Source organism: Proteus sp. CA142267, assembly GCF_003336825.1.
Taxonomy (GTDB): Bacteria; Pseudomonadota; Gammaproteobacteria; order Enterobacterales; family Enterobacteriaceae; genus Proteus; species Proteus terrae.
Genome location: NZ_QPMG01000001.1, coordinates 388,695 through 407,281 on the forward strand (window position 1 = coordinate 388,695; position 18,587 = coordinate 407,281).

An 18,587-nucleotide genomic window follows, 5' to 3' on the forward strand; every position below is an offset into this window, starting at 1 on the left:
CTTATTTGCCATCTGTGCTTAATTGCTTGATAGCCTTATAATTTTTTTATGCCGCTAGCTTTTTTGTGTAGCTTTTTATTGTGTTACTACTTTTTAAGTAACTTTTAATAAGTTAAATCACACATAACTATAGAATATCGATAATTTACCAGTTTTAGTTATCTGCCTTTATAAAATAGCGCTTTAAGTCCGTATAATCAAAGGGGTCTTTACCTGTAAATCCACCTACTTTTGGACTAACTAATCTAACACTGACACGATAATAAACAGGCACTATCGCCGAATCCTTGTCTAGCAAGGCTTCAGCACGTTGATAGAGTTGATGCCTAGCCCCTTTATCCACTGCGATTAAGGCATTATTTAATGCATCGTCGTAATCTTTATTTTCATAAAAAACGGTATTTAGACTGCTTGTGGAAAGAAATGAATTCAAAAATGAGGTAGGTTCATTGTAATCTGCGCACCATGTTGCTCTTGCAACTTGGTAATTTCCTTGATTACGGTTTTCTAATGCCGTTTTCCATTCTTGATTTTGCAACGTTACATTTGCACCAATACTTTTTTTCCACATTGATGCTGCCGCTATTGCCTGCTGTTTATTTTGATCTGAAGTATTGTAGAGCAATGTAAAAGTCAGAGGATTTTTCCCATCAAACCCCGCTTCTTTTAATAATTCACGCGCCCTTTCATTACGTTGTTGTTGCGTCCAATAAGCCCATTTAGGAGCTTTAAAATTACCGTTACCAATAAAAGAAGGTGTAAAAGAATAAGCAGGTATTTGTCCTTGCCCCATTATTTTTTCGGCAATCACTTCTCTATCAAGAGTAAGCTTTACCGCTTCTCGAACTCGCGGATCATCAAAAGGCGCTTTTTTATTATTTAATTCATAATAGAAAGTACATAAATACGGTGTGACATGTAAATTCTCTGGTTGTTCTTGCTTCATTTTTTTATAAAGAACAGGAGGAATTGCGCTATTAGTGATATCGATTTCACCACTACGATAGCGATTAACATCACTGGTTTCTGAGCTTATTGGTAAAAATATGGCTTGTTCAATAATGGTATTTTTATTATCCCAATAAAGTGGATTACGCTTTAAAGTCACCTTTTCATTCACAACCCAATTTTCAATAACATAAGCACCATTGCCAACAAAGTTTTCAGGACGAGTCCAATTTACGCCATATTTTTCAACAATCTCTTTTTTAACGGGCTTTAATGGTGTGTGACTCACCATATCGATTAAATAAGGAATTGGCTTGGTTAAATTAACTTGCAAAGTGTGAGGATCAATCGCTTTCACACCTAATGTTTCAGGGGATTTTTTGCCACTAAGAATATCTGCAATATTTTCAACATAAGCATATTCGAGGTAGCTGGCATAAGGTGAACCTGTTTTAGGATCTACCACTCGACGCCAGCTATAAACAAAATCTTCAGCAGTAACTGGGGAACCATCACTCCACTTTGCATCTTCTCGCAAATAGAATGTCCACACCTTGTTATCATCAGTTTCCCAGCGTTGTGCAACGCCTGGCATACTTTCACCATTCGGCCCAACATAAGTCAGACCTTCTAATAAATTTAAAATAATATTAGTTTCTGGTGCACCTTCTACTTTATGTGGATCAAGTGATGAAACTTCAGTTCCGTTATTAATCACAATATTCTGCTGTTTCGCCAGAATAGTACCTTCAGGAAGAGTGACGGCATGAGAAAAAAAGGAGGTTAAGACAAGTGACATAATACTGAGCGGAAACACTGTTTTTAACGTAACTTTATTTTTCATGGGTACCTCTCCTAATAAACAATAATTTATAGCGGGGTCGATCAATTAACGATAAGTATCGTTGTTAAATTTTGATTGTAATATTTATGGCTCTTAGATATTTGCTGATATTAACGAGATAAAAATGATAACAACACACTTCTTTTTTACACTTATCGTAAATTTTGTCAATTAATGCGGTATTCTTATCACTTAACTTTATTGAGCCCTCTAGCGTTCTATCTTGAGAAAATAAAAAGTACATATCAAGAGAGGCAAAACAACAAATAAACATTAAATTAACATCATGCAAGTTTTATAGATAGAAAACCTACTTAGCTCACAAAATTAATATAATTAGGATGGCTTTTAACTGACTTGCAGAACTTTATGATGCTTTATTTGTAAAGAGTTTCTCTTTGAAATTAATTACAAATAACAATAAATTCATCTTTAGGCTGAATAACAATTCTAATCTAAAAATATTTATAGATTATTAAATATTCACTTTTATTGTTTATTTTTAAAATTTAATCTAAATGTTTAATGGAAATAAAAATAAAAAAATTTTCATTTATATTTCTATGAGTTAGATAAAAACCTCTTTAATATACATCTCGAATATTAAAGAGGTTTTTTATTTTAAAATAATAACTTCAATTTTTTTCAGCTATTGAGCCGACTTTGATTGAAACCATTGTAGCTTCTCATTCAATGAGACGACCTCTCCCACGATAATCAGTGCTGGGCTTTCCATTGTTTCTGCCATCTCTGCCAGTTGACGTAATTGACCAACAATCACTTTTTGTGTTGTTAACGTCCCCTTTTCGATAATGGCGACAGGCATAGTCGCGCACATGTTTTGGCTAAGTAGCATTTGCTGAATATAATGGGCTTTACTTAATCCCATATAAAACACTAAGGTCTGATTTTTTTGTGCAATACATTGCCACTGTGCTTCATTTAATCCTTTCCCATGCCCCGTAATAAAGCGAACACTTTGTGCATAATCTCGATGCGTTAAAGGAATACCCGCATAAGTCGTGCAACCTGATGCAGCCGTAATTCCGGGGATCACAGAAAATGGGATCTGATGTTCAATCAAAGCTTCTAGTTCTTCACTGCCTCGGCCAAAAATAAAGGGATCGCCCCCTTTTAATCTCACCACTCGTTTTCCTGCCATGGCTTCTTTGATTAAGATTTGATTGATTTCGTCTTGAGGAACGCAGTGAAATCCCGCTTGCTTACCAACATAAATACGTTGTGCATCTCTACGAACTAATGCCATTACTTCATCAGACACTAGTCTATCGTAAACCACCACATCAGCTTGCTGGCACTGCTGTAAACCTTTAATGGTCATTAACCCAGCATCACCCGGTCCTGCTCCGACTAAAACAACGCTGCCTTGAGGTTGCTGATTTTCAGATAACAGTGCGCTAATACGTCGCTCAATACCGTCATCTCTTTGCGCATCTATTTCAGCTTGTAATGATTTATCCTCGAAAAATTGCTCCCAAAAATAACGTCTGGCACTCATCGATGAAAAACGTTGTTTTATTTGCTCTCGTAATTTTCCGGCAAGTTGTGCTAGCGCACCAAGATAATTAGGAAGTAATTGCTCAATTTTTTCTCGCAAAATACGAGCTAACACAGGTGCTTTTCCGCCCGATGAAATTGCCACCACGATAGGAGAGCGATCGATAACAGAAGGCATAATAAAACTGGCTTGCTCTGGTGAATCCACCACATTACAAAATATCTGTTTTTCTGTTGCTGTTTGAAAAACCTGTTGATTCACTTGCTCGCTATCTGTTGCAGCAATAACAAGCCATTTACCAGACAAATGAACCTCATTAAATATTCCTGTAATACAGTTTAGTTTTTGCTCCGTATGCCACTGCATAAATTGCCCTGTAAATGAAGGGGCAACAACAGAAATAATGGCGCCTGCCTCCATAAGCAATCTCGCTTTACGTTCAGCAATCTCACCACCTCCTACTAATAAACAAGGTTTATCTTTTAGCTGACAGAATATTGGAAAGTAATCCATATCCGTTCCCCTATTTATTGTGATGACTTATTACGACTACGCACGCTAACGGTGTTACCTTCAACCTTGATATCAAAATGAGTGATCGAGAAATTCTCATCTTCAAGGCAAAAACCATCCGTTAAACGAAAATGCTGTTTTTTTAGCGGACTGACGATATACAGCTCATTTTCATGTTCAGCGATCAATCCTCGAGACAGAACACTAGAATGTGCAAAGGGATCTATATTGCTTAACGCATATAAACGCGCATCAGAATAAGGACGAAATATGGCAACGTGATCTTGTTCCACCAGCGCACAAACGCCCGTTCCCGGAGTAATATCATCTAATTGGCAAACAGCTATCCATTGGCTCATAATTGCGCCTCCTCAGTGATCTGTTTGATATCAATACGTTCATGTAAACGTGCGGGACGATGCTGAAATCGTTCTTTTACTGTTTGCACTGTTGGATCAGGCATTGGATTATTAATAAAGTGGGCAAACCGTTTTAATGCTTTTGGAGAATCAACTGTTTCTTTCCATTCACAAGCAACGCGTTCTTGTAAGGTTTTAAGTTCTTTTTCCAGTTGTGCATTTAAACCTAATTTGTCGTTAATTATGACATCACGTAAATATTCAATACCGCCTTCTAAATTATCTAACCACACTGAAGTGCGTTGCAGCTTGTCGGCAGTTCGAATATAGAACATCATAAAACGGTCGATATAATGCACTAAAGTTTCTTCATCGAGATCGGAAGCAAAGAGATCTCCATGGCGTGGTTTCATACCACCATTTCCACCGAAATAGAGGTTCCAGCCTTTATCTGTGGCGATAATACCGACATCTTTTCCTTGTGCTTCAGAACATTCACGAGTACAACCTGATACGCCAAATTTCATCTTATGAGGTGTTCTAATGCCTTTATAACGATGCTCTAGTGCAACGCCCAAACCAACACTGTCACCCACACCGAAACGACACCAACTACTGCCTACACATGTTTTTACCATTCGCAGTGCTTTCGCATAGGCATGGCCTGTTTCAAAACCCGCCGCTATCAGTTTTTCCCAAATAGCGGGTAAATCCTGTTTGTGCGCACCGAACATCGCCATTCGTTGCGATCCAGTAATTTTGGTATACAAATTGTATTCTTGAGCGATTTGCCCAATAGCAATAATACCTGCTGGGGTAATTTCACCACCAGGAGAGCGAGGAATAATGGAATAAGTCCCATCTTTTTGCATATTCGCAAGGAAGTTATCGTTAGTATCTTGCAGAGAAACTAAATCATCACGCAAGATATAATCATTCCAACATGAAGCAAGCAATGAACCGACTGTTGGTTTACACACTTCACAACCATAGCCTTGACCGTGTTTTTTCAATAACTCATCAAAGCTTTTTAGTCCTTCTACACGAATAAGATGATAAAGCTCTTGGCGAGAATAGTGGAAATGCTCACAAAGATGGTGATTAACTTCGATACCTTGTTTGGCTAATTCTGCATTTAAGACTTGAGTCACAAGAGGAATACAGCCACCACATCCTGTACCCGCTTTGGTTTCTGCCTTAATTGCAGCAACCGTATGACATCCTCGTTCAATTGCTCGAATAATGTCGCCTTTTGTAACATCAAAACAAGAGCAAATTTGTGCGGTTTCAGGTAGTGAATCAACACCAATTGCCGGCTTACTTCCAGCATGTGTAGGTAAAATCAAAGAGTCTGGGTGTTCTGGTAATTCAATGGTATTGAGTGATAGTTGTAAAAGATTACCATAATCTTCGGTATCACCCACTAATACAGCACCTAATAGATATTTATTATCTTCACTAACAATCAGGCGCTTATAAATTTCTTTGCCTTCGTCCAGATAAATATAGCTACGACACCCTGTGTGTTGCCCATGGGCATCACCAATACCGCCGACATCAACACCAAGAAGTTTTAATTTTGCACTTAAATCAGCCCCCTGAAAGACAGAGTGATGCCCTAATAAATTATCAACAGCAACTTGTGCCATTTTGTAGCCTGGCGCCACTAAGCCGAAGGTTTTATTTTGCCAAGATGCACACTCACCTATAGCATAAATATCAGGATCTGTTGTTTGACAATAATCATTAATAACAATGCCGCCTCGTGGGGCAATATCTAAATCACACTGACGAGCTAACTTATCTTTCGGGCGAATACCTGTAGAAAACACAATAAAATCAACCTCAAGAGAAGTACCATCTGCAAATTGCAGTGTTTTACGCGCGCTTTCTCCTGTCGATAATATTTCTTGGGTGTTTTTAGAGGTATGAACTTTTACACCCATACGCTCTATTTTTCGCTTAAGTTGCTCACCACCTAATGTATCCAGCTGCTCTGCCATTAAGGTTGGAGCAAACTCGATAACGTGAGTTTCAATACCTAAGCTTTTTAACGCACCAGCTGCTTCTAAACCTAGCAGCCCACCACCAATCACCGCCCCTTTACGACTAATACGTGCGCAAGATTCGATAGCGTTTAAATCTTCAATAGTTCGATAGACAAAACAGTCTGGCGAGTTATTTCCCTTAATTGGAGGAACCCACGGATAAGAGCCTGTTGCCATCACTAATTTATCGTAACTGACACAACGTCCAGTATTCGTGTGTACCACTTTTTCGTCACGATTAATGGTTATCACGCGCTCACCAATTAATACTTCTATTTGGTGTTTTTCATAATAACCTTGTTTAACTAAGGAGAGCTCTTCAGCGGTGTGATGTGAAAAATAAGAGGAGAGATGGACTCTATCATATGCAACGCGAGGTTCTTCACAAAAGACAACAATATTAAATTCTTCATTGCCACCTTTATCAATCAACTCTTCGATATAACGGTGTCCCACCATACCGTTACCGATGATTGCGAGTGTTTTCTTGCTCATTTTTGCCTCAGATTTAAAGATTTCTAAGGCTAAAATACGAAACTACTCATAAGAGATATTGATGGATATCAAATACAGCTTAATCAATTCAGCTACTACAACTTAATAGTCAATGAGTTACTACTAAAGGAGTATTTTATCATCATGTTCTTGCGGTTAATTATTCTTCTACCATAATTAATTTTAGCCACTTATAACGAAGAGTTATATGTAAGCGTAATTAAAACTTTGCGCATTGGTCACGTTTTGCCTAAGTTAATTTCACAAAGTAATAATAATTAGAGCGTGTTAACCTTTTTTGCTTATTTTTACAGCAAGAAAACCGAGTAAAGCAAACGACTCAACGAGTATAGACATTGATTGCCATTAATAATGTCCACTTAAGATAAAAACAAGTGTTGAAAGCTGCCTTACAGGTTCGATTAAAAGACGTTTTACTCATTTTATTCTGCGTTGATAAACACTAGCTTAGTTCACTAGGCTAGTGTTTATCGCCTTGCCTAAAATGCTTTTAATTCGAATAAAAATTGACCATAAAAGGCTAACACGCTCTAATAAGTTATTGACATAACGATTTTAGCTACACCGTTTCAGGGAGCGTCTCATGAAAACAAAATTATTATCATTATTCGTTGTGGGTGCCCTTTCCGTACCGGCATTTGCAGCAACACCTGCTAATACATTAATTGTGGTACAAGGGCTTGATGATATTGTCAGCCTTGATCCTGCTGAAAGTAATGAACTATCCAGTATTCAAACTGTACCTAGTTTATATCAACGTATTGTTCAACCTAATCGTGATAATCCAGAAATTAATGAACCGATTTTAGTTGAAAGCTGGCAAGCGAACCCTGAACAAAAAACGATCGTATTTAAAATTAAGCCAGATGCAAAATTTGCATCAGGTAACGCTGTACGTCCTGAAGATATTATCTTCTCTTATCAGCGTGCGATCACCATGAACAAATCACCTGCTTTTATTCTAAATGTGCTGGGTTGGAAAACAGATAACATTAATTCACTGCTGAAAAAAGTCAGTGATAATGAATTAGAAGTGCGTTGGACAGCCGATGTCAGCCCTGATGTTGTGCTAAATATCCTTTCAACTCCAATTGCGTCTATTGTTGATGAAAAACTGGTTTCCGCTCATGTTAAAAATAATGACTTTGGGAATAGCTGGCTGAAGATGAACTCAGCAGGAAGTGGCGCATACAAAATGCGTGCCTATCAACCACGTCAAGCTATTGTGTTAGAAGCTAACCCACTCTCACCAACTGGCGCGCCTAAAATAGCCAATATTATTATTAAAAACGTGCCCGATCCGGCATCGCGTCGTTTATTAATTGAAAAAGGTGATGCGGATATTGCGCGTGACTTAGGTACTGATCAAACTGCAGCTTTAGCGGGTAAAACTGGTATCAAAATTTTAGATATTCCTTCTGCTGAGCAAGTTTATATGGCTTTTAATACCGCCAGTGGAAACCCAGCGCTGAGTAACCCCGCTTTTTGGGAAGCGTCTCGTTATTTAATTGACTACAAAGGCATTACTGAAAATTTAATGCGTGGTCAGTACTTTATTCACCAAAGCTTCTTACCTGTAGGCTTACCGGGTGCATTAAAAGATAATCCTTTTACTTTTGATCCCGAAAAAGCTAAAGCAATTTTAGCTAAAGCGGGTATTACCAATGCACGCTTTACATTAGATGTTGAGAACAAAGTTCCTTACATCACTGTGGCGCAATCTATTCAAGCAAGCTTTGCTCAAGCGGGTGTACAAGTTGATTTATTACCCGCAGCAGGTAGCCAAGTGTATAGCCGTGTACGCGCTAAACAACATCAAGCAGCCATTCGTTTTTGGATCCCTGATTATTTTGATGCGCACTCAAATGCCAGTGCCTTCGCTTATAATGATGGACAATCCAATACTGTTGCTTGGTTAAATGGCTGGAAAATCCCTGAGTTAAGCCAGCAGACATTATCTGCACTTAATGAAGCGGACAAAGTAAAACGCCAATCGCTCTATACTGAAATGCAAAAAGAGTTACAGCGTAGTTCACCTTATGTGTTTATTGACCAAGGTAAAAACCAGATAGTCATGCGCGATAACGTCAACGGTTATGCGCAAGGTCTAAATGCAGATATGGTCTATTATGACAAAGTAACTAAGTAATATTTTTTCTGAAACCATCCACAGTCATGTTACTGTGGATGGTCTATTTTTGCCATTTCACTAGGCTATTGCTGTATGAATACTGCTATGACGTTACCTATTCGTTTAAAAGATCAGTTAATTACCTTTGCTCAAGGAATATTGACTCTGGTACTGACTCTTTTAGGGCTTCTTGTCATCACTTTTACGCTTTCAGCTCTTTCGCCGGTTGATCCTGTCTTACAAATTGTTGGTGATCACGCAAGCCTCGAAACCTATAACCAAGTAAAACATGAATTAGGGCTAGATTTACCTATCTACATGCAGTTTTTTCATTATGTAGAAGCGCTGTTACAAGGGCATTTAGGTACAGCAACATCAACAGGACAACCCGTTCTTGATGATTTATTGGCGACTTTTCCCGCCACATTGGAATTAGCAACTGTTGCATTACTGATTGGTGCCAGTCTTGGTATTTTATTCGGCGTTTTATGTGCACGTTTTGTGGGAACACCGCTCGATTTTATTTTGCGAATTCTGACGCTATTAGGGAGCTCAGTCCCTATTTTCTGGCTAGGTTTGATTTTGCTATTGCTTTTCTATGCCACATTACAATGGACAGCAGGCCCCGGACGATTAGACGATATTTATCAATTCACCATTGAACCCGTAACGGGTTTTGCACTAATTGATACGTTATTAGCTGGCGATAAAGATGCTTTCTTTAATGCGTTATCACACCTTATTTTACCGGTTTCTTTATTATCTTATTTTGCCCTTGCTTCTATTACTCGTTTAACTCGTTCAGCCTGTTTAAACGAAATGAATAAAGAGTATGTCACGTTAGCAAGAGCAAAAGGTATTGGCGAATTACGTATTCTTTTTTATCACGTACTGCCTAATATTTGTGGTGTCTTAATGACCATTATCGCCTTGTCTTACACTGGCATGTTAGAAGGTGCCGTATTAACAGAAACAGTCTTTTCTTGGCCAGGAATTGGTCGATATCTTACAACAGCACTTTTTGCAGGTGATACCACAGCCATTATGGGCGGTACTTTAGTTATCGGTTTATGCTTTGTCTTTATCAATAATATGACCGATATCGTTATTCGTTTGACTGATCCGAGGCTCCGCTAATGTCATCTCCATTTTTAAGAAAAATAGCGCGTTCGCCTTCTGCATTTATCGGTTTATCGTTGCTTATTGTGCTGTTAATTATTGCTATTTTTGCACCTTGGTTAGCTCCTTACGATCCGAATTTGCAACATGCTGCCCAACGTTTATTACCCCCCAATGCTGAACATTGGTTAGGGACAGATAATTATGGGCGCGATATTCTTTCTCGACTTATTTACGGTACTCGCCCAATGCTAGGCTTAGTGGGGCTGGTGGCGCTTATTACGCTACCTTTAGGATTATTAATTGGGATTTTATCTGGGTATTACGGTGGTTGGACTGAACGCATTTTAATGCGATTCACTGATATTGTGATGTCGATGCCTTCTCTTATTCTCGCCTTCGCCTTTGTCGCAATGTTGGGGCCTGGTCTGCTGAATGGCGCGTTAGCATTGGCTTTAACTGCATGGCCAGCTTATGCACGACAATCTCGTAGTGAAATACAACATTTACGCAATAGCGATTATCTTGCTGCTGCCGAAATGATGGGAATTAAAGGTATTCGACTGTTATGGGGACATATCTTACCGCTATGTTTACCTTCAGCCATTGTGCGTTTAGCACTGAACTTAGCCGTGATTATTCTCGCGGCAGCCGGATTGGGCTTCCTTGGATTAGGTGCACGCCCGCCGATGGCGGAATGGGGAGCGATGATCGCAGAAGGTATGCCCGTTATTTTTGATCAATGGTGGGTTGCAGCTATTCCGGGTATGGCAATTTTAATCAGCAGTCTGGCATTTAATTTATTGGGTGATGGATTACGTGATGTATTAGGAGATACCCATGAATAAAACACCATTAATTGAGGTAAACAACCTCTGCATCGATTTTCCAAAGGCAAGAGTTGTCAATAATGTCTCTTTTACTTTGGGTCAAGAACGTTTGGCGGTTGTTGGTGAATCTGGCTCTGGCAAATCAATGACCGCTCGTGCATTAATGGGGCTTGTTCGTCATCCGGGAAAAATCAGTGCAGAGACACTGAACCTACAAGGAAATAATCTATTAGATTTTTCATCTCGCCAATGGAATAACATCCGCGGTAATACGATTTCAATGGTATTACAAGATCCTCGCTATGCATTAAATCCTGTAAAAACTATTTATCAGCAAGTAGAAGAAACCGTAAAACAACATCAAAAACTTTCACGTCAAGATAGGCGTCAACTTATCATCGATACCCTGCTGTCTGTCGGCTTACCTGAACAGAATATTTATCGTTATCCCGGTGAATTATCAGGTGGTATGGGGCAACGAGCAATGATAGCTATTGCGCTAATTAATAACCCGACTATTTTAATTGCCGATGAGCCAACATCTGCACTGGATGCTCAGTTACGCCATCAAATCCTTGAACTGATCACTACTCAGTGTGAACAGCGTAATATGGGTTTATTGCTGATTAGCCATGATTTACCCCTTGTTGCTGAATATTGCGAGCGCGTCATGGTGATGTATCAAGGCGAACAAGTTGATGAACTCGATGCTAAAACGCTACCGACTGCGTCACATCCTTATACTCGTACACTTTGGACATGTAGACCTAATGCAAGCACTTATGGCACTCAATTGCCAGTATTAGATAGAACGCTTAATTTTAAGGGGCTACATCATGCTAATTGATATTCATGATTTACATGTTCAATTTGAACAAGGTAAACAAGCAAAGCACGTTGTAAAAGGGATAAATCTACATGTTCAACAAGGCGAAACCTTTAGCTTAATTGGTCGTTCTGGTTGTGGAAAATCGACTGTGTTGCGCGTGATCGCAGGATTATTGCCTCATTGGCAAGGTAATATATCGCTTTTAGGGCAAACAATTAAACCTCAACAACGTTTTCAAGGGGCTTTGCGCCGTAATATACAAATGGTGTTTCAAGATCCCTACGCCTCTTTACACCCTCAACACCGTATTGAACGAGCGTTCTCTGAGCCTTTAAAAATCCACCAAATTCCTTTTGATAAAGAGACAATTGAGCAAGCATTAACCCAAGTTGGTTTGCCTGTCGATGTGACGAGTCGTTATCCTCATCAACTTTCGGGAGGACAACGTCAACGTGTTGCCATTGCAAGAGCCCTTTTATTGCAACCTCAACTATTACTTTTAGATGAACCAACTTCAGCGCTAGATATGTCAGTACAAGCCGAGATCTTAAATCTGCTTAACACACTGAAAAAACAGCATAATATGACTTATTTACTTGTCAGCCATGATGCAGATGTTATTGCACATATGTCGGACCGAGCGGCATTAATGGAAAATGGTGAATTAACACAACATTACGATCGAGATGCGTTATCAAAAGGGATACATCGTCTTGATTGAGATAAAAGAGAATAAATAAAAGAAAGGAACCGAGCAGTATTACGTTATTAATACTGCTCGTTTTTAATAGTACTGTTTAGTCGTACCGTTTTTTAATTGTTCTGCGCTGTGTTTAAACTAATAAGCCCGGGAAAATAGAACGTAATCCGGTCACAATAAATTCAATACCTAACGACATTAATAATAAACCCATTATACGAGTAACCACGTTAATGCCTGTTTGTCCTAAATATTTCACTAATAGTGTTGCACTGCGAAACAGCAACCAACAACAAAATGCAAAAAAGATGCTGGTTGCGGCTAATCCTAAAAAGTTAGTAAAACCTTCCCAACGAGAACTCCACACAATACAAGAACTGATTGCTCCAGGCCCGGCCATTAATGGTAATGCTAAAGGCACAACAGCAACACTATTACGTACTGCGGATTCGTTTCGTTCCTGATTATTTTGTTTATCTTCTCCTAAACGCCCATTTATCATGGTCATCGCAATAGTAACAATCAGCATTCCCCCTGCTATACGAAACGAGTCGATAGAAATACCGAAAATACTCAGTATAGAATCACCGATTAACAGAGAAGAAACTAAAATAATTGCAACGGAGCCATTCGCAATTAAGTTTGTTTTGTTACGCCCTGCATCAGTTTGATAACTCGTCATACTGATAAAGACAGGCAAAATACCAATTGGGTTTACAATCGCAAAAAGACCGACAAAAAATTTAATATAACCGGATAAATCCAGCAGTGACCCCATGAAAAGCCCCTTCTTGGCTAATAAACATGCGAATTATTCTATAAAAGATAGAGTAACTCCAAAAAATGCGCGTTACTTTAAATCAATAAACCAGTTAATTCTATTAGTTAACAAGTTTTTACCTAAAATATTCTCTTGTAAACCGATCAAAACCTAGTGGTTTAATTTTATATCGAAATAAACTGTACGACAAAAAAATCGTTGAACATTTATTGCATATAAGAATTATTCTCATAAATAGCCATGCTGAAAGGTGTCAGCTTGCTATTTTTGTGACATATATCACGTTAATTAATTAGAAAGATGATAAGCTGTTATCATTCGAAGAAAGAGGGTTACTTCGAAAATATATTTGTCTTTATTATTGTTTTTTTTAAGTTTTTTAAGCAAATTATGCCCTCTAATAATTATTACTGAAATAAGCACACTATCATCTATCTAGGCTATTCTTATTAGTTATGATGAAAACGGCTAATTTGCTTAAAAAATTTAACATTTTATCAGGAGTCTCTTTATGTCTGTAACTAACGTTACTGAACTCAATGATTTGGTTGCTCGTGTAAAAAAAGCTCAACGTGAATTTGCTAACTTCTCTCAAGAACAAGTTGATGCTATTTTCCGTGCTGCTGCATTAGCTGCCGCTGATGCCCGTATTCCTCTTGCAAAATTGGCTGTTAAAGAGTCTGGTATGGGTATCGTTGAAGATAAAGTGATTAAAAACCACTTTGCTTCTGAGTATATCTACAATGCGTATAAAGACGAAAAAACCTGCGGGATCTTATCTGAAGATCTGACTTACGGCACAATGACCATCGCTGAACCTATTGGGATCATCTGTGGTATCGTACCAACAACTAACCCAACTTCTACTGCGATTTTTAAAGCATTAATTAGCTTAAAAACACGTAATGGTATTATCTTTTCTCCACACCCTCGTGCAAAAGAAGCGACAAACCGTGCGGCTGAAATCGTCTTAAATGCAGCTATCGCAGCAGGCGCACCAAAAGATATTATTGGTTGGATTGATGAGCCTTCAGTCGCTCTATCTAACGCATTAATGCACCATGATGATATTAACCTGATCTTAGCGACAGGTGGTCCAGGCATGGTTAAAGCAGCGTATAGTTCTGGTAAACCAGCTATCGGTGTTGGCGCAGGTAATACACCAGTTGTTATTGATGACTCTGCTGATATCAAACGTGCCGTAGCTTCAATCTTAATGTCTAAAACTTTCGATAACGGCGTAATTTGTGCGTCAGAGCAATCTGTTATCGTTGTTGACAGCATTTATAAACAAGTTCGTGAGCGTTTCTCTACTCACGGCGGTTACATGCTGACAGGTAAAGAATTAAAAGCTGTTCAAGATATTATCTTAAAAGACGGTAACTTAAACGCAGCTATTGTAGGTCAACCTGCAACAAAAATTGCTGAAATGGCCGGCATTGAAGTACCCGTAAATACCAAAATTTTAATTGGTGAAGTAAAAGAAACAACCGAAGCTGAGCCGTTTGCTCACGAGAAATTATCTCCACTATTAGCAATGTATCATGCTCAATCATTTGAAGATGCAGTACTAAAAGCTGAAAAATTAGTTGAGATGGGTGGTATCGGTCATACTTCTTGCTTATATACAGATCAAGATAACTGCCCTGAACATGTTGCCTACTTCGGCGACAAGATGAAAACATCTCGTATTTTAATCAATACTCCAGCATCTCAAGGTGGTATTGGTGACTTATACAACTTTAAACTTGCTCCTTCTCTAACATTAGGTTGTGGTTCATGGGGTGGTAACTCCATTTCTGAAAACGTAGGGCCAAAACACCTTATCAACACTAAAACCGTGGCGAAAAGAGCAGAAAATATGTTGTGGCATAAACTTCCTAAATCTATTTACTTCCGCCGTGGTTGTTTACCTATCGCACTGGAAGAGATTGCGACTGATGGTAAAAAACGTGCCTTTATCGTGACCGATGGTTTCTTATTCAACAATGGTTATGTTGATGAAGTCACTCGTGTACTGAAAAAATTTGGTGTTGAAACAGAAGTCTTCTTTGAGGTTGAAGCAGATCCAACATTAAGCGTTGTGCGTAAAGGCGCAGAACAGATGAACAACTTTAAACCTGACGTGATCATCGCATTAGGTGGTGGTTCACCAATGGATGCTGCAAAAATCATGTGGGTTATGTATGAGCACCCAGAAACTCACTTCGAAGAATTAGCATTACGCTTTATGGATATCCGTAAACGTATTTACAAATTCCCAAAAATGGGTGTGAAAGCACAAATGGTTGCTATCACAACAACATCAGGTACAGGCTCGGAAGTAACACCATTTGCAGTAGTAACTGATGATGAAACAGGTCAGAAATACCCATTAGCAGACTATGCATTAACACCAGATATGGCTATCGTTGATGCAAACCTTGTTATGAATATGCCTAAATCTCTGTGTGCATTTGGTGGTTTAGACGCTGTAACTCACGCATTAGAAGCTTACGTTTCTGTATTAGCGAACGAATATTCTGATGGACAAGCACTACAAGCATTAAAATTACTGAAAGAATATCTACCTGCAAGTTATCATGAAGGTGCTAAAAACCCTGTTGCTCGTGAGCGTGTTCATAACGCAGCAACTATTGCAGGTATCGCTTTTGCTAACGCATTCTTGGGTGTTTGTCACTCAATGGCGCATAAATTAGGCTCTGAATTCCATATTCCTCACGGTTTAGCTAATGCGTTATTAATTTCAAACGTTATTCGTTATAACGCTAATGACAACCCAACTAAACAAACTGCATTTAGCCAATACGACCGTCCTCAAGCACGTCGTCGTTATGCTGAAATTGCTGACCACTTAGAACTTTCAGCACCGGGTGACCGTACTGCTGCTAAAATTGAGAAATTATTAGCTTGGTTAGAAGAAATGAAATCTTCCTTAGGAATTCCATCTTCTATTCGTGAAGCTGGTGTTCAAGAAAGTGATTTCTTAGCAAGAGTTGATAAATTATCTGAAGATGCGTTTGACGATCAGTGTACTGGTGCTAACCCACGTTACCCACTGATCTCTGAATTAAAACAACTGTTATTAGATTCTTACTACGGTCGTGAATTTAATGAACACCCCGTTGTTGAAGTGAAAGAAGAGACAAAACCTGCTAAAAAAAGCAGTAAAAAATAATCGAAACACGCTGTGTTAGTATGATCCTCAATATTTCGGTTATTTGTTCTTAAATAAACACCCAGTCTTATGGCTGGGTGTTTTTTATGGTTTCTTACTTATCTATATTATTCTATATACACTTTGCTACTGATTTTTAAGATTGAGAAGTTAGTCGCAATAAGTCATTATTTAGTCATAAACTATAAGTACTTACACTTAGTTAGTGGGTTTTATTTTTACTATAAAAACAGTGCCTTTCTTTGTATGTTTATAATTGGCTCTAAAAAAGGCGCTGAGCAACTTATCTCTTAAGTAGCATCATTGCATTACCACATTATAGAAAATGCCTTACAAGTGATTACAGAGTGCGTCAAACTCTCCTCCTCTTTCATCAGTTGGTATAATTATTTCACTCTTACCTTATTTCCCTCATAAAATGACTATAACGAAATGTTATTTGAAACCATCGTGTTCACGTTACGATTTGCAATCGTACTTTTATTCTTATCTGATAAAAAATAAATAGACTTAATCACGTTGATTATTAATTAGTGCTCAAAATATAGAAATATAAATATTTTATATCTCTAGCTATCTTGGTTTTATAAGAAACATAGTTTCAATAAAATATTATCAAAATGAGGTTTGTTAGTTTGAGTCTGCTAAAGTAATAACGTAATAAAGGTCGATATTTGTGCATTCCACTTAGAAATTACTCCTTTGGGAGTATGAAAGGAGCCGGTTTATCCGTATTAACAGGCATAAAGTGAAGTGTTTTATTTATTCAATAACAACTTAAGCATCCCATAATCGGCATCTATAAAACCCGATATAAATGTTTCATTATACCAACCATAGATAAAAGAAATATTTCTTAGTATTTTATGACTATTTTTATTCAATTTTATTAAACTATGAATAATATAAATGCATCAAATGTCTCTCTCTCTTATCATTTGTAAAAAACAATATCGACATCACAAAACAAACACCTTACGTATATTTGATTATGTCTTTTTTGATTAATGATAATGAAATCGATGAAATAAATAAATTTTCCCATAAAAAAATAACATATCTTCATAGAAGAAAATCAAACTCACCGCAATTTGATATAAAAAAAGCCAATGAATTGGCTAAAATTTAAAAATATATAAACATTTTTTAGTATTACGTAATATAACATTTTATTTGAATTCTTATTTCATCCCCTCTTTCACCCTAGCAAATTAGTAAAAGAGGGAAAATGAAAAGGTTACTCTTGTTCAATACACCCTTTTAGCGTTGCCTGCGTATAATGCTTACGGCAGACTGAAACATATTTTTCATTTCCACCAATTTCAACTTGAGCACCATCACTTAGTACATTTCCTTTATCATCTAAGCGTAATACTTTATTCGCCTTTCTACCGCAGTAACATACTGTTTTAAGTTCTACTAGCTTATCAGCCCATGCTAATAAATAAGCACTACCTGTAAATAACTCACCTCTAAAATCCGTTCTTAGCCCATAAGTAAGAACGGGAATATCATAGGTATCCGTTATTTCGCAAAGTTGTTCGACATGTGCCTTACTTAAAAATTGGCACTCATCAATCAATACACAATGAATAGGCTGTTTGTTATGCTCAGCAACAATAACGTCACGAATATTCATATCATCACTAAAGAGTAATGCATCCGCACTTAATCCTATTCTTGAGCTAATCTTTCCCTTTGCAAAGCGTGTATCAATAGCCGCAGTGAAAATCAATGTGCGCATTCCTCGTTCATTATAGTTATAAGAGGATTGCAATAAAGATGTTGATTTTCCAGCATTCATGGCTGAATAATAAAAGTAAAGCTGAGCCATCAGCTCTCTCCTTAAATAGTGTTTATTTTCACGAGCGACAGTCTAACATAAACAATCTACAAGTTATCCATAACAAGTATTTATTACCTTTATTTCTATTCTAGATATACCATCGAAAGATGAAGTTCGTTGTTAATGCTAATTTTTGCTTAAAAAATAAATAGCTTTAATAAGTACTTAACATATTAAAACACACCTTGATATACCTTTATTAAAGTATGAAAGTTAGTCCGATTCCATTTTTAGAAAAAAGTCCGTTATTATAAAAAAATGAACAAAGCTTTCTATTCTTTAGCATTAGCGCTATCATCAGTTAAAAGATGCATTTCCTTACTAATATTTCCTTTATTGACTAAAGATACCTCTACTTTTATTATTTTTTTCGTTGAGATATTAGTTTAAAAAAAAGAAATTTTACGTAAGGTTTGTATTTAGGTA

The 18,587-nt window shown here is 37.6% G+C and carries 12 protein-coding genes; 6 read left to right on the top strand and 6 right to left on the bottom strand.

The window, feature by feature from the left end; genetic code table 11:
* Positions 1-154: 154 nt before the first annotated feature.
* The 4 genes from C0T34_RS01830 to nirB all read right to left on the bottom strand — a co-directional run bounded on the left by C0T34_RS01830 (position 155) and on the right by nirB (position 6,726).
* Positions 155-1,792: an ABC transporter substrate-binding protein gene (locus C0T34_RS01830; protein ID WP_098942573.1), complete on the bottom strand. Its 1,638-nt coding sequence runs from the start codon at positions 1,790-1,792 to the stop codon at positions 155-157.
* Positions 1,793-2,441: 649 nt separating this feature from the next.
* On the bottom strand, positions 2,442-3,824 hold the full coding sequence (gene cysG, locus C0T34_RS01835; protein ID WP_109849618.1) for a siroheme synthase CysG: 1,383 nt from the start codon (positions 3,822-3,824) through the stop codon (positions 2,442-2,444).
* 14 nt (positions 3,825-3,838) lie between these two features.
* Positions 3,839-4,183, bottom strand: a complete 345-nt coding sequence (gene nirD, locus C0T34_RS01840; RefSeq protein ID WP_075673950.1) for a nitrite reductase small subunit NirD — start codon at positions 4,181-4,183, stop codon at positions 3,839-3,841.
* On the bottom strand, positions 4,180-6,726 hold the full coding sequence (gene nirB / locus C0T34_RS01845) for a nitrite reductase large subunit NirB (protein ID WP_109849619.1): 2,547 nt from the start codon (positions 6,724-6,726) through the stop codon (positions 4,180-4,182). The genes nirD and nirB overlap by 4 nt, the downstream gene beginning before the upstream one ends.
* Positions 6,727-7,330: 604 nt before the next feature.
* On the opposite strand from nirB, the gene C0T34_RS01850 reads away from it, so the two are divergent.
* The 5 genes from C0T34_RS01850 (at position 7,331) to C0T34_RS01870 (ending at position 12,377) form a co-directional block, all read left to right on the top strand.
* Positions 7,331-8,896 (top strand): ABC transporter substrate-binding protein, encoded by a 1,566-nt coding sequence (locus tag C0T34_RS01850; RefSeq protein ID WP_109849620.1) that lies wholly within the window; start codon positions 7,331-7,333, stop codon positions 8,894-8,896.
* Positions 8,897-8,971: 75 nt separating this feature from the next.
* The gene (locus C0T34_RS01855; protein WP_109849621.1) at positions 8,972-10,015 is read left to right on the top strand and encodes an ABC transporter permease; all 1,044 of its coding nucleotides are present in this window, start codon (positions 8,972-8,974) and stop codon (positions 10,013-10,015) included.
* Positions 10,015-10,845, top strand: coding sequence for an ABC transporter permease (locus tag C0T34_RS01860; protein ID WP_098942568.1), 831 nt, complete (start codon positions 10,015-10,017; stop codon positions 10,843-10,845). The genes C0T34_RS01855 and C0T34_RS01860 overlap by 1 nt, the downstream gene beginning before the upstream one ends.
* The gene (locus tag C0T34_RS01865) at positions 10,838-11,674 is read left to right on the top strand and encodes an ABC transporter ATP-binding protein (protein ID WP_098942567.1); all 837 of its coding nucleotides are present in this window, start codon (positions 10,838-10,840) and stop codon (positions 11,672-11,674) included. The genes C0T34_RS01860 and C0T34_RS01865 overlap by 8 nt, the downstream gene beginning before the upstream one ends.
* Entirely contained in the window at positions 11,664-12,377 is a 714-nt protein-coding gene (locus C0T34_RS01870; RefSeq protein ID WP_109849622.1) for an ABC transporter ATP-binding protein, read from the top strand. The genes C0T34_RS01865 and C0T34_RS01870 overlap by 11 nt, the downstream gene beginning before the upstream one ends.
* 112 nt (positions 12,378-12,489) lie before the next feature.
* Here C0T34_RS01870 and C0T34_RS01875 read toward each other — a convergent pair whose 3' ends face one another.
* Complete coding sequence (locus tag C0T34_RS01875; protein ID WP_088495370.1) at positions 12,490-13,134, bottom strand: YchE family NAAT transporter; 645 nt, start codon at positions 13,132-13,134, stop codon at positions 12,490-12,492.
* A gap of 514 nt (positions 13,135-13,648) precedes the next feature.
* Here C0T34_RS01875 and adhE point away from each other — a divergent pair.
* Positions 13,649-16,315 carry a bifunctional acetaldehyde-CoA/alcohol dehydrogenase gene (gene adhE, locus C0T34_RS01880; protein ID WP_109849623.1) on the top strand — a complete coding sequence of 889 codons (2,667 nt, stop codon included), beginning with the start codon at positions 13,649-13,651 and terminating at the stop codon, positions 16,313-16,315.
* Positions 16,316-17,552: 1,237 nt separating this feature from the next.
* Here the strand turns inward: adhE and C0T34_RS01885 are convergent.
* Positions 17,553-18,149 carry a thymidine kinase gene (locus C0T34_RS01885; RefSeq protein WP_023581977.1) on the bottom strand — a complete coding sequence of 199 codons (597 nt, stop codon included), beginning with the start codon at positions 18,147-18,149 and terminating at the stop codon, positions 17,553-17,555.
* Positions 18,150-18,587 lie beyond the last annotated feature (438 nt).